Genomic DNA, 26720 nt, shown 5'->3' on the forward strand with positions numbered 1-26720 from the left:
TAGAGCTCAAAGGAATGACTCAGGCAACTAATAAGCCTTCAGCGAACCAAGGACTAATATCAGCGCGCACACTGGATGAGTAATAAAAATCCATTTCCATAGTGACTGATTGAGTCGAAATCATGCATCTTCAATCTCCGACTTCGCAGACTTACGCTTTCCAGAGCCTTTTCGATTGGCATAGAAATCCTCCAACCATTGCTCCGGGGTAAGCTGATCGACAGTAACTCCCAGTTGCCCAGCCTTGCGTGACAAAATCTGATGCATGATTTCAATATTGTCGGTCGACGATGAGATCACCGACAACGCGTCATCCATGCCACGCAGGTTGAGTTGGCACACTGCCGAGGCATGACCCTGCTTGACAAGGAAGCAGCGCGAACGCTCATCCAGTGAAACCACAACCTGGTACTCGGCGTCTGTGAGCTTGAGTCCTTCCATGTAGTCGTCGCGGCTGGCACTTGGATTAGGAAGCAGGATCATGGTAGCGGTCTGCTCGATCAGCGCTGCAGCAATGTCGCTGGCCAGAGCATCTTCAGGGCTTTGCGTGGCGAAGATACCCAGACCATTCTGCTTACGGATGGTCTTCTGTTTATTCTTGGCAAATTCCTTCAGCCCCCCTTTTCCGTCCAGTATCTTCCAGAACTCATCCATCACGTAGATCAACGGACGTCCGTCGATCAGCGCTTCCAACCGGTGCAATAAATAGTTGATCACCGGAACGCGCACTTCGGCATTGTCGATCACGTCTGTATAGTCGAAACCGATAATTGAGGCGCGCGTCAGATCGATGGTGTCCACCGGGTTGTCGAACACCCACCCCAGCGAGTTGCCGGCCGTCCAGCGACGCAGACGAGCATAGAGCCCGTCGTCGCCCATGTTAGGCAAGCTCTTACGGAAGTTGCTCATACTACGCAGATGTATCGGAGTATCCAGCATGCCTTCAACGGCGCGATAGATATCCTCTTCTTCGCGTGAGCTGTATTCGGCCTTTCCGCCCAGAACCTTGATCAATTCAGCCAGAAACTGCGTATTCGCCTCATTGCGCTCGCACTGGAAGGGGTTGAAACCGGTCGGCGCACCGTTTTCTAATGCCAGATAGTTGCCGCCGCAAGCGCGCACAAAGATTTCAGCCCCACGATCTTTGTCGAAAAAGAAGATTGTCGGAATCGGATCGAACTTTTGCACCTGGCTCAACAGAAAGTTAATCAGCGCTGTCTTACCGGTACCGGACTTACCGATTACCATCGTATTGGCGATCGCCTTCTCTCCCAACGAATTCTCGGCCGGGTGAGTGGCATGGAAATTGAAGTAATACGGCTGCCCGTTGGTGGTCTGCAGCGTGGTGACACAGTCGCCCCAGGGATTGTTGTGCTGTTTGCCTTGGGCGAAGTTGTGCAGCGGAGACAGGCCCAAAAAATTGAGCGAGCTCAGATTCGCGATACGGGTACGGAAGCGCCAGTTGCCGGGGAGCTGTGCATAAAAGGACGAAGCAATTGCCAGGTCCTCCTTGGCAGAAACGAATCCTGCGTTGGAAAGCTCCGCACGGGTCGTCGCGATCTGCCGAGCTAGTTTTTCCTGACTGTCAGCGTAGACAGCCATGGTGAAATGATACTCACCCAACACGAAGTTGCCCGACGCTACATCGTCCATGGCGACATCCAGATCGCGAATCTGGCTAGAAGACTTGTCGCCTGATGACACCATCATGCCCTTGGTCCGCTCCAGCACCTTCAACGCGTCATGACGACCGACCGGACTGAATGAGTGGGTAACAACATACTCGAAATCCAGATACTTCAATCCATTAAGGATGCCCGGATAGGTTCCGTCCGCGTACTCCTTAATATTAAGGATAGCACCGAAGTGATTAATACCGTCCGGTGTACGAATGATAAAGTCACCAGTTTTATTGGCAAACATGTGTTTGCTAACCGGAAGGTAAGCGTGTGCCGGCGCCTGCAGAACCGGCACCGGCTCATCGATCCGATTGAGTAGATAACCCAAGAATTCAAGCGTTTCCGAGAAGATAATGCCATTTTTGGCTTCGTACATCCCCAGCCTATAAGGCGAGTAATCTTTCAACACAGCTTCGACATTCGTAGCGAGCTCGATCACCTTTGCGACCGACTGTTCTTCTTCGGCACGAATCTTATCTGGGTCGGAAGACTTCTCTACCAAACGTCGCCCTGTGACAACCGGGCGATATAGCATGGAGAAGTACAACTCGTTTTGCATGATCTTCTGCGCCGACAGCGCGGCATAATAATCGTCAGACAGACCTTGATTAAATGCCTGTTTGAAACGAGTGTCCGTCCGGATCTTGCGACGACGCCGGACGTCGTGGACCCAAAAAGCGACATTGGCAAAGTCTGGCGCACGCAAGGTCTGCAGTAGACGATTGAAGGTGTTGTGGCGTTGGGAAAGTTCGAACTCGTCCCGGCCAACAAACGGCAACCCAGCCAGATGCCAGATCAACAGGTAATCGCCCCCCGTGGTCTTGAGAACCGACGGAGCCACATGGCTCGAAACGGAAACGAACTCGCTAATCGGCGTATCTGGGTTAAACATGGTCTTACCAAGGTAGAAGGGCTGTGCCCCGGTGATCGTAATAAGCACCTACCCCATGCACGGGTGCATGGGGTAGGCGTGGAGTATCGCTACACACTATTAACGCTTACCCGGAGGAGATTTCCGATACTCGTTTGGCGTAAACACCCACATCCCGGCATAGCGCTGAAGATTACGAGCACGCATCCTGAACATCCAGCGCAAGCCCAATAACCTGAAAATCATCTCGTCCCGCTTCGCCATCTGCTGCATGCCGAAAATGATGACGGGAATGCTGAGCAGGTACCAAAGGTCGAAGTACATTCCCATCAATAGCCCACTACCGGCACCGATGAAAAAGGGAATATAAGGCACACCCAGAAACATCGCTGGCCTGGTACACCCACGGAAGAGCACGTCTTTATGCATAGTGCTGAAGCATCTGAACCAACGCCATCGCTGTGTCGCCATCGCATTTCTGGTTACGGTCGCCAATGACCATGTTCGCGATCTGTCCGGCAGCGCCGATCAATACGCCACCAATAAGAATCGGCGAAACTTCAGAAATGCGCTTGTGCGCAAATGCGATCTGGTAGCCCGCGACGATGACCGCAATCGTGACGACAGCGACAGAGCCCATCGTAAGCAGTGAATTCACGTTTCCGAGAAAACCGCAGACTTTGGTATCTGTATCGGCCAAACCACCCGGAGTTGCGCCGGCGCCGCTCGCAACCAGCAACAGCGAGGTGAAGACCAATGCTTTCAATGCTTGAGTGCCGACCATCTTGGCATTAGCAGCCAACTGCTTATTGTTCATTTCAAATTTCATTTTGTATCTCCTTTTGGAACAGGGGGGGTCTTGTAGCAATCCGATTGCAGAACAACATCCTTGCTAGAACACGAAAGCGCTGTCCACTGGCCGACTTGGCGGCTGCGTGGCAACTGAGGGAGAACTTTGACCAGTAGGCGCTGCAGTAGCTGGTTGAGCCCCTACTGGCAATGCCACACCGCGTCCTTGGCCGGTCGCTTGAATGACATACAGATCGCTGGACGCCGGAGCCGATTTAGCCTGCACACTTGGTTGGGCAACTGGAGCCGGCGATATAGCAGACGTGTTCGCTTGGCCTGACATTTCGTCCGGAGATGCACGCATCAGACCTTGTACCCGACGCGCGACAATCGCGTCCGCCAACACTGCAGCGGCCTGACTGGCCGTACTTTCGGTGCGTATCCTGATCTGCCGGTTGTTGGAGACCACGGGGATTGGCTGAACGCCGGAAGCAGCAACCGACTGACGGATGGATGCGTAGATCTTCTGGACATATCCGTGCTTAAAGCCAGTTTCGAAGTTACCAGAGTAGTAGCAGCTGAAAGACTTGCCCCAGTTGGCCCCGGAACGTGAATGACATTCAGCTAGAATCTTTGAGGCTGCCACCAGATTGGGGCACTTGGCGAATGCCATCTCGTAACTGGTCAATCCATACTTTTCAAGGTTGTAGCGATTAACCTGGCCTAGGCCTAGAGAAAAGTTGTAGCCCTTCTGCTCCAGCATCTTTGCGGTCGCCACTGCTTCCTCTAGGCCACGTGGCTCACGGACCAAACGTCCGCCGACGACGCCTATGGCGTATGGATTACGCGACGACTCCACGCGCACGACATGCTGCATCACCTCGCCTGGGACGGCAAGTCCAGAACAGCCCATCAATTCCATACCAGGCAACATGTCGAAGTCTCCTAGAACTCGATCGCAAACCTTGTTGACAGCATTTCAGCCGCCACGCAAGGTTCGCGCAGGATCAAAATCGATCCCGGTGATAAAGCGTTGGCCAGCATGCGCCTTAATGTGCACGACGATGTCGATGGTCATGCGCAACAGACGCTTGATGACCTCGAATTCTAAACCAGACCCCTCGTTGGAGGCCTTCACCATCAGTGCCAGCTGGTCCCAGGTTTGCTCGACGCTGCCAGCGTGGCAGCTGGTGATCGAACCCGGATGGCCGGATGCACAGTTACGAATGAAATAAAACGATTCATCACCGCGAAGCTCGGCCAGAATGATGCGATCCGGCTTCATACGCAGGCATGCCTCCATGCAACTCTTGGCAGTCACGTTACTTGCGCTCTGCCCGCCTTTTGAGTAAAGCAGGTGCACTGAATTTGGCTGACTGATGAATAGCTCACGCGCATCTTCGATCGTGACAAGCCGCTCTTCATTGGGTATATGGTTCACAAGTGCTTTCATGAACGTTGTCTTTCCACTACCGGTAGCACCAGCGACAACGACATTTTTTTTATAAAGCACACACTTCTTGAAAAATTCCGAGTATTCCTTGTTACGACGCAGTTCCAGTAATTCACGGTCCTGATCGCTGACATCGGACGCCTGCTCGAGCACCTGATCGAAGAAGCCATCGTGCTTGTACTGCTCAAGGGTCTTGGTGTGCTTGGAAGGTAGACGTATCGTAATCGACACCTTGCCGGCATCACAGGCAGGAGGGATCACAAACTGAGCACGCTGACCCGTTGGAAACGTCAGCGATACGACCGGATCTGCATCGGTGATGCGCTGACCGGTATTACTTTCGTTGACAACTGCAGTGCAGAACTGGCGAGCACGATCAAAGGTAAGCGATGGAACCTCCATCCGCTGCCACCCGTGTATCGTTTCAAGATACAGCTCGCCCGGCCGATTGATACAGATCTCCGTGACATCCGGGGAGTTCAGATAATCGAGGATCCCCAACACCGAATACTGATAATCCAAAAAATCATTGGAAATCCGAGCAGTCGGAGAGTCCTCGATCGTCACGGCACCCGTCGCGCTCATTTCGGCAACACCGCCGTGAAATCGACGTCCTTCGCCACATAGACGAATACGACAGTCCCTTGATTGATGGTCACGGTTGCCGGACGACGCCCAGACTTCTGAATAGCTTGACGAGCGACCTGTTGAATACTGTCGGCTGTATTGCTCTCAAACGGCTGGTCGGTGATCGTACCGCTACCCAAACCGACCGTGGTCGTCCGCGGACCATACTCCGCGGCTGCATACTTGAACGCATCGCTCAGCATGCTTATAAAAAGAGCCGATGCGATTTTATTGCCCCAATGCGCATCGTACTGACCCGGATGCCCTGCGCTACCAAGGTTATCGATACCAGGACCGGCTAACGTCACATCGATGCCGGTCGGCGTGGTGACACGATCCCATACGACCTCCATCCGAGCAGAGCTTGGCTCGTCGGCTTTGTACTGCCCCAAGACCTTGGAACCCTTAGGCAACAGCAACTTGTGACCGTTGATCGAATATACCGGCTCAGTGATGATGCACGATGCGAAGCCGTCAAAATCCGAGATAATCCGCGTCTCAAGCACACAGCGAATGTAGGTACCACGCACCAGCAGCCCATCAGGATTACTGATTGGCTTGGCCATCATGATTTGGTCGTCCTTGGTCAGCGGGGACTGCTGCATTCCAAGCGGATCATTCGCATCTGATTGATTTTGGGCTCCCTGAGCGGCACCTTGCTCTGCAAGAATACGACGCTCTAGCAAGGTGGGACCACGCTCACGCTGGATCGGAATGTTAACTTCTTCTTCATCGTTGGACACAGGCGGCATCGGCGGCAGGCTCAATTGCTGCTGGGCCAGCGGAACGGGGGCCGTATCAACAGGGGCCGTCATGTTTTGAGGCAATGCTGGTGCTACCACTGTTTCGGTGCGAGGTTTCTTTACCTCGTCCTTATCAGAACCTCGCGATACCAGCCAAAAAATAGCCACAATTAGCAGCGCGGCGATACCTGCCAAGAACAGCAACGCTTTACGATTAAGGCGCTTAATGTCATTTGATCGGAGAACCGGTTCATTTGCGTCCAGATCCGGCGCGCCCTCAACGTTTTGACGCGCAAAATACGGATTGCTGCTGTGCTCATCTTGAGCAGCATGCGACTGTTCGTCGCGATTGCCGCTTGCCCGCTCGTCGGAGTTATTTGGCGTGTTCGGATTCACTTTTGCTTATTCCTTCGCAGACCTATGACATTATCGCCATGGCGCACCACCAGGAATGGATAGGTGCCATGGACAATCAACGTATTCCCCTCAACGGTCGTATTAACCAGAAAATCTTCGCTATGTTCTTTTTCGCGAGCAAAGACTGCTGGGAAATTTCCGGTGGGAAAGCGCGTTAAATCCATATTTATATAGGTGAATTTACCGTCATCATAAACACGACTGGGAATCAACCAGGATTTTTTCGTTCGTGTAGAATAATCGTAATCATAATAATAGCGGCGATCCTTGAGGATTTTCGCATTAAGCTGGGGCCCGTCTTTTGCGACAGCGGCATCTACTGGACCATTGAAGCTGGTATCTGTCGGATAGGTAAAAAGAATCTTGTATTGTACGCCCGCTTGCTTGGCCTGCTCTAAGCGCTGCCAATCGGTCGCCACAACCTTAAGTTCCAAAATGTAAGAATGCGTGGCTGTACGAATCATCATATTCGTATCGACATCGACGTTTTTTGGCTTCAAGTAGAAGACATTTTCGCGACGCGTCAGCTCCCATCCACCCGTGAAGCCAGTGCTGTAATCCAAAATCTTCTCATTTGGACTAAGCTCAATCTGGGTAGTAATTCCTAAGCCTGTGCGAACTTGATAAATACTGTCAGGCGCATATTCATACTCCTGAACTACCTGAGCAGCAGCTGGGAATGCACATAAAGCGAGTGGCAGCGCTAAAGCCAATGCCGCCCTGTAGGGGTTAAAGGGTTTCATCGACCACTTGCTCCATTGACATTGTTCGGCATCCCTTGAGGTTGCGTGGGCTGAACTTGAGGCTGGCTCGCAGGCTGTGCCTGCACAGGATATCCGGACTGCTGTACTGGCACGCCACCCGGAGCCGACGGCATGACCTGCTGCATCGGAACACCTGTTTGTGGAACGACGCCAGCGGCATTTTGATCAACCGCGCCTGGATTCACTTGCTGCTGATATGCAGCCTGGGGGACGGCTTGCGCCTGCGTACTGATAGCTGACGGCGCTGCGGGCAAGGCAGAATAATCATTATCCACGCGATAATCGGTGACACGAAAACCAAGAGGATTTTCCACTCGAAGAGCATCACTCATCTGAAGATTGTCCTGATAAACAAATCCCATGGTGGCAATTTTATTATCCAGTAACGTTGTCATCGTAGAAGCCTTGTCGTAGACATTTCGCTGAAACCGCACTGTCGCACCAGTGTATGGCCGCCCCTTGCCGCCGATCAGGGTAATACTGAGGATATTGATGCGAATTGCACGCAGCCTTCCATAAGTATTGAAAGGCCTCTGCGGATTATTTCCAGCGTGCAGCGAGCGATATTCGCCGAGCACATTCGTAGCAGCCATCGCAGCTACTGTATTCCAATCACGATCACCGATGGTTGATGCATCGAATGACTCGCGCGCGAGGATGAATCGCGCGATATTGCTGCGCGCAAGCGCTTCACTGGTGCTGATCGTGCGACCACCGTAGTTAGCCTCGAGCTTGGCGATAGTGCTGGTGCCCGAATAAGCATCCGCCATTACTAGATAAGGAACCTTTTCCTTCAGCGGCAGCATGTAGTAGTAACCGCCCGCTGTCATCACCGTCACCACCATCGACAAGGTCGCCACAATCCATGCACGCTTTTCACTGCGGCGGGCGAGATCAGCGATGCTCACCTCGTAATTGACCGCCTTCTGGACGGCCGCGCCTACCTGGGCAGATCCGTCCTTTTCATTAACCTTCTTACGCAACATGTCTAGATCCGTCACCGTGGGGCCTTGTCAGGCCTGAAACTGTTGCCGCGATGGGTTGCGGGCACTTTGGAAGCATGGACGTTCCTGCAAATGCAATGCCACATGTGCATCACATCGGTCGACGCACCCTCAGAGTTTGGAACCCGCTGACACCGGCACAGGCTGCACGAGCAGCTTGTTGGCTGAGACTGACACCGAGACACCTTGCGCGGCATACACCGCGCTGAGCTCAGTTGCGGCCTGCTGCACGCTGGTGGTGCTGATATTAGAAACCGGTGCGATAAGCGTGTAGTCCGACGGCAAGTTGTAAGACAACTGCATATTGGAGTCCGCCGCCCAACGTTCCAGCATCGTCTTCAGCGTGCCGTCCATCGGCGTCGCCTGATACGTGTAGGAGGTGTAAAGAGGAATTTCGGTCGGAGCCTCGTCAAAGTGATTGACGTGCTTCCAGCGCCCACCAAAGTCAGGAGCAGGCTTGGTCGCGCAAGCGCCAGCCAACATGGCGGCCGCCAACACCAATGACAGCTTGGACACATACATCGGATTCACTCTGACTTCTCCAACTCAGGAAATTTCGGGCTTAACGAAGGACAGCACTGCGGCCCCGCACACCTAGAGGTGGCGAAGCGATGACGAACCTGTAGAAATGTTTGGACACACGAGGCGCACCTGGCCGCCCAGACAGCAGGGGCAGCGCAGCGCATACGCGCGAACGAGGAAGATGAACACAACGAAGAACCATCCATAGCCTTACTCCTATACGACCCCGTCCGGCGCCGCCCCCTTAACAAAAAATCAACAATGCAAGAATTCTGGGTAACTTTGCCCTTAACGAGCACATGAGTCAAGAATTACCAGCACGTGCACACCGTTAATTTGCGACAACCATCACACTCTGATGGAAAGCGTTTTCACATCTGTTTTGGGCAACAGCCGCGCCGTGAAGTACCGATCTTCGTAGTAGCGGATCTTGTCGCACTTCACAGGATGCGGGATGCCCTCGTACAGGAACACTTCCTTCTCGTTGCCCATCGCCTTGAGTTCCTGGGGAAGCATCAATGCCCGCCGCTCTTCCGACACGCTGCGGGTCGTCTCCCTGCCCCGGGTGATGTTTTTCTTCTTGATCGTCGTGTAGCCCAACATCTCCGAGTAGTCATTCGCGTCCTGCTGTTCGCGCGGCGCGTACAGAATCTGCAAGGCGTGGTTGGTGATGATGGTGCGCGACAGGTCCTTGCCATAGGTCGCATCCAGCTGCGCCATGCTCTGGATGATGGGCAACAGACGGATGTTGTAGCCGGCCATATAGGCGACCGCCGTCGCGATGATGTCGACTTTGCCGATCGAGGTGAATTCGTCCATGAGCAGCAAGCACTGGTACTTGAGTTCTGGGTTGGACTTCGGCAACTCGCGGGTGTTGAGGTTGATAATCTGACTGAACAGCAGATTGATGATCAGACGGCTTTCGGCCAGCTTGTTGGGCTGGATGCCGATGTAGATCGTCATCTTCTTCTTGCGTAGATCCGTGAGCAGGAAGTCGTCGGCACTGGTGGCCGCATCCAGCACAGGGTTGATCCATGCGTTGAGCGGTTCTTTCAGGGTGCCCATGATGGACGCGAAGGTCTCATCCGCCTGGGACAGCATATTGGAAAAGGCCGACTTGGCATTGCTGCTGAGGAACCGTCGCTCTGACAATGACTTCAAGTACTTCTTGAGGTCGCTACCGTCGCCCGACGACAGGCGGTAGATTCCACCCAGCGTGGGAGCGCCTGCCCCGCCCGGAAAGCCGAGAGCAAGCTCTTCGTCCTGATTCTCGAACAAGTACAGGGCAAAGGCCAAGAACGCGTTGCGCGCCTGGCTGACCCAGAATTTTTGGTCGTCCGATCCATCCGGGTACAGCATGGCAGCAATGCTCATCAGGTCCGAGACGCGAAACGCGGGATCGTTCGACACGTACGTCAGCGGATTCCAGCGATGCGTGCGCCGGTCTTCGGCAAACGGGTTAAACAGAAAGACCTCTTGCCCCTGGCTGGCACGCCAGCCGCTGGTCAGATCGAAGTTTTCCTGCTTGATGTCCAGCACAACGATCGATTCCTGGTACTCAAGCAGGTTCGGGATGACCACACCCACACCCTTGCCCGAGCGCGTTGGCGCGGCGAGGATCACGAATTGCTGCCCGCTCAGACGCACCAGCTTGCCGTTGAATTTGCCGACGACGATGCCGTTCCCACTCGGCTTGAAGAGCCCGTGCTTGGCAAGATCGGCAGCCCCGGCGAAGCGCGCATCGCCGTGCAGCGCGGGCGTCTTGGGCTTGAGAATCAGGGCAATGCCGATGATCCAAACGAGCGCCGGAAAACCGAAGCCGATGACACCAGACATCTTGATCTTGGTGGCATAGGCAGCAACTTGCGGCAACCCCAACGCGCTGTAGTAGCGGTAATAGGTGTCCCAGCTGTACAGGCTTGTATCGAGCCGCAGCAGTAGCAGGGTCACATAGCCGGACAGCAGATATCCGGCGAGCACTGCCACCGCAGTGGCAATCGCGATTATGTTGACTTTGGACATGCGCCCTTCTCCCTAGGCTTGTATCTGGACGGCGTTCTAGCGACGGACGACAGGCTTGTGGTCGATCAGGTCCGTCTTGCGGCCCCCGCTCTCACTTTCGACGAGCGAGTCGATCCATACATTGGCTTGATCCAAAGAAAGATCCGGCGTTATTCGCGTTCCCGAATCGGTCACGACCGCATACGCCACCACCGCATCGGGTGCATACACCTCGTCGCGCGTAATCGCCACGATACGGTAACCACCCCTGGTCAGCACGGTGTGCTGATACTCGTCCATCGCCAGCCTTCCTTTCCGTCAGCGCGGAGGCGATGCTAAAGCAAGACGTGTGACGGAGAAAGCGGTTTCGGCGACACGCGTGACCGCACAAGCCAACCTGCCTCGCTTCAGGACCTGAGCTGTCGAACCTGGCTCGACCTCTCTGCCGGTTTGGCCGAAGCCAAACAAGCATCGGCCGGCCGTTTCAGCGCTATCAGCAGTGGACGCCCACCTCATGCGCGACACGCGATCGAGCTAGATCGCGAGCTGGCAGGTTGCACGGCGGCAATCGAATGGGGGCGCTCGGCGAAGATTACGCCGCACTGGCAACGGCATGGTTCATACCAGATGCTTTCCGCCCCACCATCGCGATACGGTTGCGCCATGCGGTGCACCTGCGCGGGAAATGTCGGACTTGCCAAGTCGTCGCGCAGCTGGCAACACCCACAGTTACACGCGTTCGATTCGACGTAATTGAACGAGGCGAAGAATGGAGTCGGATGAGTGTCGAGGACTTGGCAAAAGGCCTGCCTAAGCTGTACCAGCCTCTGAGTCGCTCACGCCCAGGTCAATGGCAGCTGCTGCTACCAGTCTCTTACCCACTCAAGCCCTTGCTTTCTGGACTTGAAGTGGTGGGCGGTACAGGGTTCGAACCTGTGACCCCTACCATGTCAAGGTAGTGCTCTACCGCTGAGCTAACCGCCCGAATCCTGCGTCAGCATTGCGCTGTGCAGGGCGCGCATTCTAGCGCAGGGTTTTGCCGACCACAAGCCCTCCCTGCGCTTCGTGTGCCACTCCGCCCTACCCCAGGCTTGCCGCCTTCAATTTCTGGATCTGGTCGCGAATCTGCGCCGCTGCCTCGAACTCCAGATCCTTGGCGTGCTGATACATCTTTTGCTCCAGGCTCTTGAGCTTGCCGGCAATTTCCGCAGGCTTCATCGCACGATAGTCGGGCGTCTCTTCGGCAACCTGGCGCGACTTCGACCGCCCCTTGCCGGCACGTTTTTCGGCCGCATCCTCGCGCGCGCCCTCCATGATGTCGGAGATCGGGCGCGCCACCGACTTCGGCGTGATGCCGTGTTCGAGGTTGTACTCCACTTGTTTCTCGCGGCGACGGTCGGTCTCGTCGATCGCGGCCTTCATCGAGCGCGTCATCTTGTCGGCATACAAAATCGCCTTGCCGCGCAGATTACGTGCGGCACGACCGATGGTCTGGATCAACGAGCCGGTCGACCGCAGGAAGCCTTCCTTGTCCGCATCCAGAATCGCCACCAATGACACTTCCGGCATATCCAGACCTTCGCGCAGAAGATTGATGCCGACCAGCACATCGAACTTGCCCAGACGCAGATCGCGAATGATCTCCACGCGCTCGACCGTATCGATGTCCGAGTGCAGATAGCGCACGCGAATGCCGTGCTCACTCAGGTACTCGGTCAGGTTCTCAGCCATGCGCTTGGTCAGCGTTGTGACCAACACGCGATCGCCAAGCTTGATGCGCTCGTGCACTTCGGACATCAAGTCGTCGACCTGCGTGCCGACCGGGCGTATCTCCACGATCGGATCGATCAACCCCGTGGGACGCACCACCAGCTCGGTGATTTCACCGGCAGACTCGCGCAACTCGTACGGACCAGGCGTCGCGGACACATAGATGCTGCGCGGCGAACGCGCCTCCCACTCTTCGAAGCGCAGCGGCCGGTTGTCGAGCGCCGACGGCAGGCGGAAGCCGAACTCCACCAACGTTCCCTTACGCGAACGGTCGCCCTTGTACATCGCACCGATCTGCGGAATGGTCACGTGCGACTCATCGATCACCAGTAGCGCATCCGGTGGCAGGTAGTCGAATAGCGTCGGCGGCGGCTCGCCTGGCGCCTTGCCGGTGAGATGCCGCGAGTAGTTCTCGATGCCGTTGCAGAAGCCCACTTCGGCCATCATTTCCAGATCGAACTGGGTGCGTTGCGCCAGACGCTGCGCTTCGACCAATTTGTTCTGCGAATACAACTGCTCCAGCCGCTCCTTCAGTTCGTCCTTGATCGTGTCGACCGCACTGAGCGTGCGCTCACGCGTGGTGGCGTAATGCGTTTTGGGATACACGGTGTAACGCTGCAGCTTGCGCAGGGTTTCGCCGGTCAAGGGGTCGAACAAGGCCAGCTGCTCGATGTCGCCGTCGAACAATTCGATGCGCAAGGCTTCGGTGTCCGACTCCGCAGGGAACACATCCAGCACCTCGCCACGCACACGGAACGCGCCGCGTGTGAGCTCGAATTCGTTGCGGGTGTACTGCAGATCGGTGAGATGGCGGATCAACTGACGCTGATCGATATGCTCGCCCACCGACAGGATCAGACGCAGCGACAAATAGTCCTCTGGCGCGCCCAGGCCGTAGATCGCCGATACCGTGGCAACCACCAGCGAATCGCGCCGCGACAGCAAGGTCTTCGTCGCCGATAGACGCATCTGCTCGATGTGCTCGTTGATCGAACTGTCCTTCTCGATGAAGGTATCCGAGGACGGCACGTAGGCTTCGGGCTGGTAGTAGTCGTAATAGCTGACGAAGTATTCGACGGCATTGTTCGGGAAGAACGACTTGAACTCGCCATACAGCTGCGCCGCCAACGTCTTGTTCGGCGCCATCACCAAGGTGGGCTTTTGCACCTGCTGCACGACATTGGCGATGGTGTAGGTCTTGCCCGAACCGGTCACCCCCAGCAGGGTCTGCTTGGCCAGGCCAGCCTCAAAGTTGGCCACCAGCTTGTCGATGGCCGCCGGCTGGTCGCCGGCTGGGGAGTACGGGGATACGAGCTCAAAACGGTCGGTCATGGAGCGAATCTCGGGGGAAGGCTGCACGAAATATCGGAGGTCAGTGTCAGGAAAAGTCTGACGCCTGCATGAGTGAAGCAGGCGTTACCTGGCCGCCGGTCAACGTTGAGACTGCTCGCTCGACCCTAAGGAGAGGCGCGATGCGGGCAGTGACTCATTCGAGCGCGAGAGGGTACACCGCAGTCCAGTTGCTGATCGTGATGGCGGTCATCGGCATTCTGGCGACCATCGGCTTGCCTAGCTTTCAGCATGTTTTAGAGTGGCAGCAGGCAACAACACGCGTTCACCTACTGACATCACACCTTGCCATGGCTAGAAGCATGGCAGTGACACAGCGGGCGCCTGTAAGTGTGTGCCCATCTGCGGAAGGAGCAACTTGCCGGAGTGATCGCATTTGGAGCCAAGGCTGGATCCTGTTCAAGGACCCGAATCGCCAAGGACAACCAGCAGATACAGCTTCAATTCTGAGGGCCACTCATTACCAGGAGAACAGTGGCATCGACGTCACTGCGTCACTCGGCCGCCCTATTGTGCGCTTCCTACCAAGCGGCAGGAGCAGCGGCAGCAACATCACTCTTAGCGTCTGCAGAAACGCCACCAAACTAGTCGACGTCATCGTGAACAACGCGGGAAGAACGCGCGCCGTACGCTACACGACACCTGCCCCCTGCCGGCCGCGCTGAGAATCAAAAACGAGAAGGCCGCGACAAGTCGCGGCCTTCTCAACATCTTGGCGCCCGAAGTTGGACTCGAACCAACGACCCCCTGATTAACAGTCAAGTGCTCTAACCGGCTGAGCTATTCGGGCGGGGTCGGCATTGTAGCAAGATCCGACCGCAATGCAACACCCCCCAAGCGAAAAAATCTTCATCCCTACCAGCAGTCGGACTTGTTGCCTTTTGAATTCGTCTTGCGACTTGCCTGGTCGATGCTCAAGGTACCGCACTTGTCGGCAGATTGGACAGCACTCGGCGTTGCAGTGATGATGTAGCCAGACTGCGTCTGTTGAGACAGGTTAAGCGCGTATGCCGCCGTTCCTCCTTCTCGTGGTGAAACCGCTGTTGGTAGGCTGAAACCAACGTACGTGTTTTGCACCGTGTGAAATCGCTCTGCCAACTGCCCGTATTCAACGAGATCGACCTTGGCTTGAGCGCGTCTTGACTTTCGAACATGCTCGGAGTAGCTGGGATATGCAATCGCTGACAGGATCGCAACCACAGCAACAACAATCATCAGCTCGATAAGCGTAAAACCATGCTCTTGCCTCGAAGAATACTTCAACATTTGGACACGAGAGCGCTTGTGTAGTCCGATCACTGAATTTGCCTCCACGATTGCCTTCCGCATGGATAAGGAACGTACATCGGCTGCGCGCCCGCCACGTTGATCACCATCCAACATGAGCTACCACCAGGAGCCGTATCAGCTGGCGTCAAGCGAGGGATCGCTGAGACACCCACGTCTTTTACAGGCGTTGTTCCCTGAGTAGTCAAGGAAGTTGCAGCCGTCCCAGAAGCAAATGCGGCACCAGTAGGAGAGCCGTTTCGAGCAACATCCAAGGCTGCACCGCCTGTCCGGGTATCCAATCCAAAGAGCCAATTACTACCCTGCGCAGCACAGCCAACGCTGTTGGGATTGGGAACGTACGTCGGTATAAAAACGATACCAGACGCAACATTAGGATTGCCGACCATGCGCTCCCCGGCAGGCAGATCCACATACCAACCTTGCCCGCCTGTCACATTAGAGCCCATCACAAGACTACGGGAAGTACCAGATGTCGCGACTGAGTTCGCCTGCAAGTTAGAGCGCGTGAGTGTAGTTGTAATAACCCCAGCACTAACATCGTTGATGCCGTAAAGCGACTGAACCGCCGTGTCAAACGGATCATTCTGGAACGAGAAACTACCCGTACCAAAGAACAATGTTACGCCTCCATTTTCACCCGCAGTCGCTACTAAGCCCCCAGTAATAGGCTGACGATATGTCGCTCCGTTCTCCACTGATGTACGACCAGTGAATAGAGGCACAGTAAGCGCAGTTGTTGTATTACGCAAATCAAATTTCCAAACAGCACCTTTTTGATCTGCAGCGTAGACCGTATCGGCGTAGCCGTCACGTAACCTATCCAGTTGGTTGGCACCACCCCACCGGTCGACAACAACAATGTTCCCCAAGCCATTACTGCCGGAAATGCTGTTGCCCGGCTCAGCAGCTTCGATCATGGTGATCGTCGGCGCCCCAGTCTTTATGTCGACAAGAAAAAGTACGGCTTTCCCACTGGCGCTATTGTAGCCATTTCCGAAAATGGCCTTCCAGGTTACGGCACCAGCCGAATTCAGGATCGGAACGATAACAGGCTTACCCAGAACGAAACCGATGTTATTGCGAACCGTCGCGGCCAAAGAGTTATCAAGATCGCTAATTTCCCAAAGGCGACTAGTTGCAGTAACACTCGTGGGCGTCGTCACGTCAAATGCGAACACACCGCGCCCGCCCGCACCAGAGGTGCCAACCAAGCTTGTCTTCCAAGCCCCCCCATAATAAGTGTCCGATACAGCCAGTGGCCCATCAACGTAATAACGGTGACTAAACTTCTGGTCATTTTGATTTGCTGGGTCGTAGGGCAACAGTAAGTTACCCATGTGTCCAAGTGCCGTCGATGGTATATAAGCGAAACGCTCAACCCCACCGTTCGAGGCCATGACCCCCTCGCCATTCATGCCGCCGTCAAAACCATGCAGCATTCCATCATTGGCCCCGACGTAGACCATGTAATTCCGACCCGCTTTCTTGGCATTTAGATAAGCCTGGTAAGTACTTCCCGGAGCGCCAGGTAAACTGCGATAGCCATAATCATCTAACGGAGAGCTTATGACCGGGGCGGAATTAACAATATCTCCCAGGACAGTAGTGCGATCGCGCAAGCGACCACCGCTACGCACTTCGCCAGACCCATCGCCACGCAAGTAAGCGCTCGCTGTCGCAGCAGTAGCCCCAAGGTTAGAAAGGTCTGAACCGGTGCAAAGAGACATGCCCGGATAGAGTGCTGTCGATTTAGTGCAGAGATCGGCAAGCGAAACGTTAGCGTCATTAAACGCTGAGACCACGCCGGCCTTGCTAACTAACACATTACGAGCCGTAGCTGATGGCATGCGTGCGCTAGCCTCCCAAGCGGCGGTACTGACTGCCTCACGTGTTTGCTGGTTGACCGTCACTGTGTACCCTGTTAGCCGACCAAACCAGTCTGTCCCTTCATTGGCAATCTCATAACTGGGGGCGACCGAGAAAGATCCAGTGCCAATACGCGCCCCACTCTGGGCCAGAGTCCCGGACGGGGATGAACCTGATGTCACAGAAGAAAGCACTCGCCGCATGGCTTGAGTGATCTCAGCTGGAGTCCGGGCGTTAATATATTGACCACGAGTATTGGTTGCTGCGTGCCAAATATCGTCAACAGTGCTTCGCTCGTCATTCTCGCGAAATGGCCAGTTTTGATAGACCGCTGGTGTGGTATACGCATCCTGCACTACATTTGGATTGAAAAGATTGCCGCGCGCCCCTAACGTAATGCCGTAGAAATTGACGTGCAGATTCTTTTGACAATCCAGACGCACGCTCGCATTTGCGGTATTGCATGAGCTCGGGACTGGAACTAGCCCAGCAGGTAGATCTGCTCGAATAGGAGATCCACCATTAATATTCTTGTAATACCTGGCAGCGATATCGCCCATAGTGTTGTCGTACCCATCACTAAACGGGATTCCCATATCACCATCACCGCTTGCATTACTAATAGATGGACCATCCTGGTTACTATATCCATCCGTAAACAGCATGACCGCATTCTTCTGGCACGCCAATTGAACTGGTGCTGCGCTATCAGTACGCCGAAACTGGATCCCCGCCGCATTAACTGCTTGCCGATTTGGCGTGCCGCCACTCGCAGGCAGCGCAAGAATTGAATTATAGAGTGCCACCTTCTCGCTGGGGGTACCCATGTTGCGCATAGGCAACAGCTCACTTACAGCATCGTAACTGGCATTTTGATTGATTCTAAAGAAACCTACCCGCATATTATTGACATCCGCCAATGATCGCGTCATGCCAGCGATAATTGCTCGATTTCGATTTCCATAAAATGAAAACCAATTAGCAAAGTTTTGGAGAGCGTCTGCGTCACTAGCACGGATAGTATACTTCCAGAGATCACAGCCGGCGCCACACGCATCGCGCACACGCTCACGCAACGCAGAGTCGTATGCACCGACACTGCCCTGTAGCACTGGTCGTGCATCGTTTGCTCCAGTATAAGGAACAAAAAAAGTAGCAGGCCAAAAACGGATTAGAAGCGTCTGCGCTCCTGCGTTCCAAGTCACATCAGAAGTGGTGATTTGCTCCGCACCGAAGAAGAGAGCGTTATTGTTGTCGCGGAAACGCTGCCTATAACCAGTCCCTCTAGGAAGCACCATTCCATTCTGTATACGAAAACTGCCACTAAAATCTTCGCCCATATAGTTCGACGAGAGTGCAACCGTAGCAGTCTGTAACGGATTGATACGCGTATTGACTACATTAGCCTGAGGAAAAATATTGCGGTCGCTATTCACCCATGGATCGTACTTCACAGCAGGATCATAATAAGTTGGGTTGTAAGTCGCCGAACGCGCAAAGCCCAAACCATCCAACGGAGGAACACCTAGGCGATTCTCATCAATGCGGACACCCGGCAGAACATGGTTGTAACCGCAGACTACGCTTGGAGAGTCTTCCGTATTTAGGACTCCAGCGCTGCTGAAGAAGCTTTGCCTAGTCGTACTCCAGCAGCCTTGTCCATCTTGCCCGGGGAATTGGGTTTGAAATGTCATGGAGCCGGAGTCATCAACCGCCATCACGAATGCTGGGGGGGTCTGCACCTCATCATTCATAGGTGCTTGGGCCAGTACTCCTTGCCCTTGTGCTGCCACCAAAGCGTAGATGAAGAAACCCAATCCAATGGCACCGGATACCGTAGAAGCAAGAATGACTTTCGTTCTGCGAGATGTCATATACGTTTCTTCAAAGTTTGAAGACGGTGTCGATCGCCGCCTCAGAGGTGGGATTATTAGCGTCATCGGCGGCAACACCGGTGATCTGGAATACCGGAGATGCTGGATCTACAGGCTGCCCCATGCCGATATTTGCCTCACCTTGAATGCACTGGTCTATTTGACGGACATTGACGGCACGATTGGAGGTTTGCGACTGTGCCCATTGCATTGGATCGAATCCATCATCACAAACACGCTTAATGTCACCAGAACCCACCAAACTAGTTACGTCGCTAGATGACGTGGTCCGGTTAGAAATCTTCTCCACCGAATTCTCTGCATTTCTCACCGTACCTTCGGCCTCTTCGAATGCGCGGTTTACGGCACGATAATTCGATGCCATTTTTTCCTGCATGCCAGATACTTGGATGCCAGCAATACCGATCAGCGCCAGAAGCACTAGGATGATAAGCGCCACGTATAAGACGGCGCCTCGCTGCCGATTGCCGCCAACCAAATCCAACTTGCGATCTTCATTGAAACCTGTCGTTGGCATAATCAGTTCCCGAACAAGCGGTTGCGCAGCGCTACTGAAAGTTCGTAGCTAGCGCGATAGCGTCCATCACTAACACTAGGCGGAACTACCGTGACTCCGATTACGCCTTGGCGGCTGTTTTGGACCGGCGCAGCTGCTGACGCAGCGGTCGGACTTCGCGCGAGAACACCTACCTGAACCTGACCAACCCTACGCCACTGATTGGACGCTACTGCGTCGGTCGCGACAGCGACACCGCTTGCCACGCGCTGGGCGGTGATATTTCCTGCGGGCGGAGTCTGTGTAGAAATAGTTTCAGTGCTATCCAATCCATAAAGGAATTGCAGACTTTCGATTCCCTCCACCAATTCTTCACTGGTGTACTGACCATTGCTTCCAGCCCGGGCGCGCCGCAAAGCTGGCTCACCCGTGTCGGGATTGTTGGCGACGTAGTAAACCAATGACTCAGCTCGGTAAACCATCGTCTGTCCCGTAGGTTGCACGACATAGCGACCGGACAGATTGACGCCTGATGCAACCACGGTTCCCGCCGTAGTTGTACCGGCAAAAACATCCGCATGTGCGCAATCGGCGATTCCAAACAACGTCGGTGCCGCGACGCCATCATCGGTAAGGCGTGCCCAACGGCTCGCATCCATCGTCAGCGTTGTGTTGGAACCCGCTGCCGCAATACCGGTCGCTGGGACCCCCTCTGCCGATAGAAACCGTAAGACAATGATGTCGCTACCAGCTCGTGGAGCCGGGCTGAGATTTTGAATGGCTGCTGGCAGTCCACTGATGGCGCCCGCACTGGCTCCGATCGTTAGAGCATCGCCAGGCGCTGTTCCTGGTGCCTCGTACCCCTGGATCGACACGGAAAAATCCAGCGGACTTCCGCTTCCAGTAGCGGCAGAAAGATTCACTCGCGGATCTCCCTGTGCCCTCACAAACTGAGCTTGGTCATTGACGCAACCGAAATGTCCGGCCATGCGGATATCCCGCGCCAAGTAGTCCAATGCGAATCGTCCATTTTCCTGCACACGCGACGCACCTTCAGAAAGCTGGGCAGCCGTGCGCGAAGCTGAAAAGATCTGGATGATGCCCAACAACAGCACCAGCCCGATTACCATCGCAATCATCAGCTCGATTAGAGAAAGACCGGCACTTCGTCTGTAAAGACTCATTTTGGTCAAATCTCCGTGCGCAACGCAAAGCTGGTTAACGTATCGGGGTTGTCCTTGTCCCAACGCTGGTCGCCCCAGCTAATCGATACAGTTGCAACTCCATTTGTGTATGTAACCGTAGCAGCTGCCTTATCTCCCAGCGCCTTCGCAACTTGGCACTGCCAACGGGCAATATTTTGTGCAACGGCTACCGTCGCACCAGTCGGATAACCACAGGCGCCACCAATTGTCACAGACCCTGCGGCAAAGGTAGCAGCAGTGTATTGGGTAACCAGGTACCTGTTCGATCGCATCTGATCGATGAGGTCGTACGCCAGGTTTGTTGCCTGAGTGCGGTAGTTCGCACTCTGGACGAAGCGGACATTCATAGTCTGCAGAAGTGCAAATCCAAGCAGCCCGAAAGCCAGCACCAAAATGGCAATCAATACTTCGATAAGAGTGAAACCACTCCGTGCGCGCGCGCCAGCACATCCATTACGTCTCATGAGCAAGCTTCCTTTTTGCTACGGATCTGGCCGGACGCATTGACGGTCAGTGATCTTTTGAGAGCCTGACCCCCGCATTGATCAGGTCGAAGTCCGAGTTGCTGGTCGGCGACCGCCCGGCGGCGGCCGCGCGCATCGAACCCTATCACCGTCCCAGTGGTAGGCCCTTGGACGATGAGACGGGGATTTCCAGTAGAAAAACGTAGGACAGCCTCGCCTGCGTCAAAGCCACCGTTCCCATTAGTATCGCCCCAGGCCATGACCCCAGCGCTCCAACTACCGTCGCATGCGGTGCCGTTGGAACTGCCGCATACTCCCCCACCCTGACCGTTACGGATGGCTTCGCTTCGGGCCAAATTCAAAAGAGCCATCAACTCATTATTTGCTGCAGCGACGCGGTTAGAACGCAATACACCTTGAAAACTCGGATAAGCGATGGCAGACATGATCGCAAGCACGGCCACGGTTACCATAAGCTCAATCAAGGTGAATCCGCGCGGACGGATAACAGACATTCAGACGCTCCCCTGCGTTGACCCCCACAGCATTGGCAACAACGCCGCCGAAAGCAATCAGGCGCAGATAAGCGGCGTATTGGCCCGATGAACGCCTGAATCGGCCCCTGAAATCCTCAACAGATTTAAGTCACCACCCGATAACAAGGCCGGTAGTCTCCCGAGATCTTCATCCGGCGCTGCTCGACGAAACCGCGCAGCAGTTCGTCCAGGGCCTGCATGATGTCCGGGTCGCCGTGGATCTCGAAGGGGCCGAACTCTTCGATGCGGCGCATGCCGTCTTCCTTGACGTTGCCGGCGACGATGCCGGAGAAGGCGCGGCGCAGGTCGGCAGCCAGTTCGGGTGCCGGGCGGCCGTGATGCAGGTCAAGGGCGGCCATGGCTTCGTGGCTGGGGACGAAGGGCTGCTGGTACTCGAGCGGAATGTGCACCGACCAGCTGAAGTAGTACGAGTCCTTCTGGTCCTTGCGATGCGCGCGCACCTCGTGGATGCCTTCGGCCATGCGGCGCGCAACGGCGACCGGGTCGCCGACGATGATCTCGTAGCGTGACGCTGCCGCGTCGCCGAGGGTGAGGCGGATGAAGCGGTCGATCTGTTCGAAATACGGCGCGGCGATGGTCGGCCCGGTCAGGATCAGCGGGAACGGTAGGTCCGCGTTTTCTTCGCGCAGCAGAATGCCGAGCAGATACAGGATCTCTTCGGCAGTGCCGACGCCGCCCGGAAACACCAGAATGCCGTGACCGATACGGACGAAGGCCTCGAGGCGCTTCTCGATGTCCGGCATGATCACCAGGTGGTTGACGATCGGGTTCGGCGATTCGGCCGCGATGATGCCTGGCTCGGTCACGCCGATGTAGCGCGTGTGGTGCTTGCGCTGTTTGGCATGTGCGATGGTGGCACCCTTCATCGGGCCCTTCATTGCGCCCGGGCCGCAGCCGGTGCAGATGTCCAGCCCGCGTAGGCCTAACTCGTAGCCCACCTGCTTGGTATACAGATATTCGTCGCGCGAGATGGAATGCCCGCCCCAGCAAACGACCAGATTCGGGTCGGACGGCTGCAGGATGCGCGCGTTGCGCAACTGGCCGAACACTGCGTTGGTGATGCCCTCGCTGGTGTCCAGATCGGCGCGCTGCGCTTCCAGCTCGATGGCCATGTAGGCCAGATCGCGTACGACGGCAAACAGCAGCTCGGCGACGCCGCGGATGATCTCGCCATCGACGAACGCCATTGCCGGCGCATTATTCAGGTCGATGCGGATACCGCGATCCTGCTGGTTCACCTGGATGTCGAAATCCGGGTACAGATCGCGCGCGGCGCGCGGGTCGTCGGAAGCGCTGCCGCTGGTCAGCACCGCCAGCGCGCAACGGCGCAGCAATTCGTGCATGCCGCCGCTGGATGCATCGCGCAACCGGGCCACTTCCGCCTTGGACAACACGTCCAGGCCACCACGCGGGTAGATCCGCGCATCCACCACCGGCAGCGCCCGTGCCGCCGTACTGCTGAGTTCCATAGCTTGCTCCTGTCGTCTCTCAAGGACTTTAACGTACTCACCCGCCCAAAAGAAAACGGCCGGGAAGACCCGGCCGTTTTCGCAACACATGACACGCTAAACGCGATCAGAACTGGTAGCGGAAGCCCAGCTGCAGTGCCCAGCGGGAGATGCCGCGGTCGTCGTACACGGTGGACTGGTCCGGCGTATTGAAGCGATATACGTACTTGCCGCTGGCCGCATCGATACCGCCGTATTCCACGACACCACGCATACCCGGGAAGCCATATTCCTCGACACGGCCCCACTTCTTGTTGAGCAGGTTGCCCACGTTCATGACGTCAAGCCAGAGGGAGGCCTTGTTGTCCTTGAAGAAGCCCGGAATCTCCTGCTCGATGTGCAGGTCGAACTGGTTGATCCAGGAGTTACGTGCGCCATTACGTTCGGCGACCTGACCACGACGGGCGGCCAGATACTCGTTGCCTTCGATGTAGTTCCAGAACGCCTGTTCTTCTCGCGCGGTACCGAACAGCACGTCGCCACGGCCGGCCGGGATATACAACAGGTCGTTCAAGCGACCATCGCCATTGGCGTCGTTGTCGAACGCATAGCTATACGGGCGACCATTGCGGCCTTGGTAGATCAGGCCCAACTTGGTCTCGTAATCGCCGAAGAACGCATGCTTCCAGTTCAACGTACCGAGGATGCTGTTCTTCACTTCGTACGCGGCGGTCGAAGCGACGTTTTCGTTGGCCTGGAATACCGCGTTATTGCCCAGCTGCGAACCCGAGGTCGAACTGGTCAGACCACTGACTTCATCTGCATCTGTGTAGGTGTAGTACAGACCCCAGGACCAGTCGCCGCCGTTGAAGGGCTTGTTCAGACCGACGGTAAAGCTCTCGCTGCCGCCCTTGTCGGTTGGACGCGCGATCAGCGCATCGTTGTATCGGCGATCACGATTGCCGCGTGCATCTACTGAAACACCAGTTGGCTGCAGGCCGTTGACGTTCCAACTGGAAGGACGAAGACCGTTCGCGTTCCAGTAAATGTTGCGGCCATCCTGACCCACTGCACTCGCCGCACCCAGGTTCAGCTGCTGATAGTAGATGGCTTCGTTGACCTTCGTAACTACCGCTTCAGCAGATGCAACGATTCCGTTCCACGGCAATTCCGTATCGAAGGCGAGGTTCGCCTTCCACACTGAGGGCTGCCCCAGCTTGCCATCGACGAAATCGACAGATTGCGTGCTTCCGGCGACAGTCGTGCCCCGCGGCTGATTGTTGATATCCGGAGTGAAGCGGATGCCATTGTCACGTACCAGTGCCGGGCTAGAGAAGTTGTAATCCGTATAAGCCAGGCCGGTGTTGGAGTATGGGTTCGACAACCAAACCGTTGCCGCTGCGCCCTGGAAGAGGCCTACGCCACCACGCACCTGAGTCGGGCGATCACTGTCAAACGTATAATTGAAACCAAAACGCGGCTCGAACAGGCCATTCCCGTCGATGGTCTGGTCGTTGCGGAAACCGAACACCGAGGATGCCGTCGCATTGTAGGCAGGACTGTTTTTCACCATCGGCTCGTCGTAACGCAGACCGAAGGTTAGCGTCAGGTTGTTATTGACTGCCCAAGTGTCCTGCACAAATACGCCCACGTTGCGCATTCCCCACTTCGCAGCGATATCGTCGATATTTCCGCTGTTGGACTGCGAGTAACGATAGTTCTGGGCAATATTGTTGCGGTAGTCCGAAATCGAGTTGAACGTGTAAGAACCAAAGACGCGCTGCCCAAACAGATTGAAAAGATCGTTGTCTTCGTAGTCAAAGCCGAACTTGACGGTGTGGTCGTTCAAGAACAACGTACCCGCGAAAAAGACGTTCCACGTTTCGGTACGCAGCTCGTTAGCCTGGGTGCTCTGCTCGGTGCCCAGGTTGACGGTGTTGTTGCCGATACGCACAGCTACGGCCGGCAATTGCGAAGCAGCCGTACGCGCGGCCGAGTAATCGCGATAGGAAACCTTGGCTTCGGTCGAAAAGGTATCGGTCCAATCGCTGAACAACTGAGCGGTATAGGTTTTGAGACTGAAATCGCGAACGTAGTGATACGAATTTAGCGAAAGCGCCTGATTGCCAAACCCGTTAAGGTTCGCGGTGCTCTGCTCGGTCTCGCCGTAGCGGAAGGAAGCGCGGTGCTTGTCGGAAATATTCCAGTCAAGCTTAAAGCCCTTTTCTTCCGAATCCGAATCCAGTGCCGGTAATGCCAGAGTACCCGGATCGAATCCGTAGACATTGCGCGAAATGTCGATAATTTCATCGACCTGCGCCTGCGAGATCGGAACGATATTGCTCTCGCCCGAGCCAGTCGGACCGTAGCCAGAGGCTCCGGTGAACACGCCTTTGCCCTTGTACTTTTCGTAGTTGGCGAAGAAGAACAGCTTGTCCTTGATGATCGGGCCGCCCAGGGTCAGGCCGTAGGTGGTCTCGTTATCGAACAGCTGCGGGCGGATATCGTTCTGGTTCTTGCCCGACCAATCGTTCTCGCGATAGGTGCCGTAGACCGAACCGTGAAATTCGTTGGTACCGGATTTGGTGACCGCATTGATCACGCCGCCCGTGGCGCCGGTGATGGTGACGTCGTAGTTCGCAACGTCTACCGAGATTTCGTCGATGACATCCATCGAGAAAGGCTGGCGGGGAGTCGGCAGGCCATTGGACTCGAGACCGAACGCGTCGTTGGTGCTGATACCGTCAACGCGGATCAGATTGAAGCGCGGATTCTGGCCGCCCACCGAGATCTCGTTGCGCGCCTTGTCGGTCTGCGCCACGCGCGGGTCGAGGCGCACATAGTCCTGCAGGTTGCGGTTGATCGACGGCAGCGATTCGATCTGCTCACGGGTCACGTTGGTGCCGGTGCCCATCTTGTTGGCACTGAACAGAGCGGAGCCGTAGTCGCCACCAATGGCCTGCACAGCACCCAGCGTGGTGACGTCACCGCCCAGAGAAGCGTCGACGCTATTGACCTGGTTGAGGTTGAGGTACACGCCCTCTTCGGTCTTGGTGCCTTCACCCGACTTGGTGATGGTGATCGTGTACGGCCCACCCACACGCAGGCCGCGCGCGTTGTAGCGTCCGCTGGCATCGGTGGTGGCGCGGCTGACGGTACCCGATTCGACGTGGGTGATCGTGACTTCGGCATTCGGCACCGGCTGACCGCCGCTGCTGGTGACCAGGCCAGCGACGCCGGCGGAGGTGCTCTGGGCAAATACGGGCGCAGCGGCGAGTGCGGCAACGAGACCAAGGGTGAGCTTGGACATGCGGAGACAACGGGGGTGGGTCATTTCGGTAGCCTCGATACAGGTTGGGCAGTGACAAAAAGGCGCAGTCAGCCCAACCGTTCCCGGGGGTGGGCTGCCGATGATCTGGGGGTCCCTTGCCGCGCGGCTGGTTGCTGCCGCAACGGTTAACAACAGATTAACACGCTAAGGCCTGATTGTGACGGCGGCGTGACAAAGT

21 protein-coding genes and 2 tRNA genes are annotated in these 26720 nt (G+C 55.8%); 1 reads left to right on the forward strand and 22 read right to left on the reverse strand.

Going from position 1 to position 26720, the window contains the following annotated elements:
* Positions 1–120 precede the first annotated feature (120 nt).
* From ABQU90_RS06055 to uvrB, 13 genes are all read right to left on the reverse strand, one after another.
* The gene (locus ABQU90_RS06055) at positions 121–2571 is read right to left on the reverse strand and encodes a VirB4 family type IV secretion/conjugal transfer ATPase (RefSeq protein ID WP_115514558.1); all 2451 of its coding nucleotides are present in this window, start codon (positions 2569–2571) and stop codon (positions 121–123) included.
* Between the two features lie 99 nt (positions 2572–2670).
* Complete coding sequence (locus ABQU90_RS06060) at positions 2671–2979, reverse strand: VirB3 family type IV secretion system protein (RefSeq protein WP_115513304.1); 309 nt, start codon at positions 2977–2979, stop codon at positions 2671–2673.
* Positions 2972–3379 carry a TrbC/VirB2 family protein gene (locus tag ABQU90_RS06065; RefSeq protein WP_323514909.1) on the reverse strand — a complete coding sequence of 136 codons (408 nt, stop codon included), beginning with the start codon at positions 3377–3379 and terminating at the stop codon, positions 2972–2974. The genes ABQU90_RS06060 and ABQU90_RS06065 overlap by 8 nt, the downstream gene beginning before the upstream one ends.
* A gap of 63 nt (positions 3380–3442) precedes the next feature.
* A complete protein-coding gene (locus ABQU90_RS06070; RefSeq protein WP_323521420.1) occupies positions 3443–4261 on the reverse strand; it encodes a lytic transglycosylase domain-containing protein in 819 nt (272 codons plus the stop codon).
* A 57-nt stretch (positions 4262–4318) separates the two neighbouring features.
* On the reverse strand, positions 4319–5377 hold the full coding sequence (virB11, locus tag ABQU90_RS06075; protein WP_115559036.1) for a P-type DNA transfer ATPase VirB11: 1059 nt from the start codon (positions 5375–5377) through the stop codon (positions 4319–4321).
* Positions 5374–6558: a TraB/TrbI/VirB10 family type IV secretion system protein gene (locus ABQU90_RS06080; protein WP_323521166.1), complete on the reverse strand. Its 1185-nt coding sequence runs from the start codon at positions 6556–6558 to the stop codon at positions 5374–5376. Before ABQU90_RS06080 ends, virB11 begins: the two co-directional genes overlap by 4 nt.
* Positions 6555–7322: a TrbG/VirB9 family P-type conjugative transfer protein gene (locus tag ABQU90_RS06085; RefSeq protein ID WP_115513308.1), complete on the reverse strand. Its 768-nt coding sequence runs from the start codon at positions 7320–7322 to the stop codon at positions 6555–6557. The genes ABQU90_RS06080 and ABQU90_RS06085 overlap by 4 nt, the downstream gene beginning before the upstream one ends.
* The gene (locus ABQU90_RS06090; RefSeq protein ID WP_161961647.1) at positions 7319–8329 is read right to left on the reverse strand and encodes a VirB8 family type IV secretion system protein; all 1011 of its coding nucleotides are present in this window, start codon (positions 8327–8329) and stop codon (positions 7319–7321) included. Before ABQU90_RS06090 ends, ABQU90_RS06085 begins: the two co-directional genes overlap by 4 nt.
* A 129-nt stretch (positions 8330–8458) precedes the next feature.
* Positions 8459–8869 (reverse strand): TcpQ domain-containing protein, encoded by a 411-nt coding sequence (locus ABQU90_RS06095; RefSeq protein ID WP_323514985.1) that lies wholly within the window; start codon positions 8867–8869, stop codon positions 8459–8461.
* A gap of 348 nt (positions 8870–9217) precedes the next feature.
* Positions 9218–10891 carry a type IV secretory system conjugative DNA transfer family protein gene (locus ABQU90_RS06100; RefSeq protein WP_323514912.1) on the reverse strand — a complete coding sequence of 558 codons (1674 nt, stop codon included), beginning with the start codon at positions 10889–10891 and terminating at the stop codon, positions 9218–9220.
* Positions 10892–10927: 36 nt separating this feature from the next.
* Complete coding sequence (locus ABQU90_RS06105; protein ID WP_115513312.1) at positions 10928–11170, reverse strand: hypothetical protein; 243 nt, start codon at positions 11168–11170, stop codon at positions 10928–10930.
* A gap of 609 nt (positions 11171–11779) precedes the next feature.
* A tRNA-Val gene (locus ABQU90_RS06110) sits at positions 11780–11854 on the reverse strand.
* 96 nt (positions 11855–11950) lie between these two features.
* The gene (gene uvrB, locus ABQU90_RS06115; RefSeq protein ID WP_323521167.1) at positions 11951–13972 is read right to left on the reverse strand and encodes an excinuclease ABC subunit UvrB; all 2022 of its coding nucleotides are present in this window, start codon (positions 13970–13972) and stop codon (positions 11951–11953) included.
* Between the two features lie 200 nt (positions 13973–14172).
* On the opposite strand from uvrB, the gene ABQU90_RS06120 reads away from it, so the two are divergent.
* A complete protein-coding gene (locus tag ABQU90_RS06120) occupies positions 14173–14655 on the forward strand; it encodes a GspH/FimT family pseudopilin (RefSeq protein ID WP_275126887.1) in 483 nt (160 codons plus the stop codon).
* A gap of 48 nt (positions 14656–14703) precedes the next feature.
* Here the strand turns inward: ABQU90_RS06120 and ABQU90_RS06125 are convergent.
* The 9 genes from ABQU90_RS06125 to ABQU90_RS06165 form a co-directional block, all read right to left on the reverse strand.
* Positions 14704–14780 (reverse strand) — tRNA-Asn (locus ABQU90_RS06125).
* A 65-nt stretch (positions 14781–14845) separates the two neighbouring features.
* Entirely contained in the window at positions 14846–15256 is a 411-nt protein-coding gene (locus ABQU90_RS06130; RefSeq protein ID WP_115554106.1) for a type IV pilin protein, read from the reverse strand.
* A 29-nt stretch (positions 15257–15285) separates the two neighbouring features.
* The gene (locus tag ABQU90_RS06135; protein WP_323521168.1) at positions 15286–19020 is read right to left on the reverse strand and encodes a pilus assembly protein; all 3735 of its coding nucleotides are present in this window, start codon (positions 19018–19020) and stop codon (positions 15286–15288) included.
* Positions 19021–19030: 10 nt separating this feature from the next.
* Positions 19031–19558: a pilus assembly PilX family protein gene (locus tag ABQU90_RS06140; protein WP_115554107.1), complete on the reverse strand. Its 528-nt coding sequence runs from the start codon at positions 19556–19558 to the stop codon at positions 19031–19033.
* Between the two features lie 2 nt (positions 19559–19560).
* Positions 19561–20721 (reverse strand): PilW family protein, encoded by a 1161-nt coding sequence (locus ABQU90_RS06145; protein ID WP_115554108.1) that lies wholly within the window; start codon positions 20719–20721, stop codon positions 19561–19563.
* Positions 20722–20726: 5 nt separating this feature from the next.
* Entirely contained in the window at positions 20727–21206 is a 480-nt protein-coding gene (gene pilV, locus ABQU90_RS06150) for a type IV pilus modification protein PilV (protein ID WP_115554109.1), read from the reverse strand.
* Complete coding sequence (locus ABQU90_RS06155; RefSeq protein ID WP_115554110.1) at positions 21203–21721, reverse strand: GspH/FimT family pseudopilin; 519 nt, start codon at positions 21719–21721, stop codon at positions 21203–21205. The genes pilV and ABQU90_RS06155 overlap by 4 nt, the downstream gene beginning before the upstream one ends.
* 125 nt (positions 21722–21846) lie before the next feature.
* Positions 21847–23232 (reverse strand): nucleotide 5'-monophosphate nucleosidase PpnN, encoded by a 1386-nt coding sequence (gene ppnN / locus ABQU90_RS06160; protein WP_115513319.1) that lies wholly within the window; start codon positions 23230–23232, stop codon positions 21847–21849.
* Between the two features lie 106 nt (positions 23233–23338).
* Positions 23339–26545 carry a TonB-dependent receptor gene (locus tag ABQU90_RS06165; RefSeq protein WP_323521169.1) on the reverse strand — a complete coding sequence of 1069 codons (3207 nt, stop codon included), beginning with the start codon at positions 26543–26545 and terminating at the stop codon, positions 23339–23341.
* Between the last annotated feature and the right edge of the window lie 175 nt (positions 26546–26720).

It is taken from the genome of Xanthomonas sp. WHRI 10207 (assembly GCF_040202975.1).
Classification (GTDB): domain Bacteria; phylum Pseudomonadota; class Gammaproteobacteria; order Xanthomonadales; family Xanthomonadaceae; genus Xanthomonas.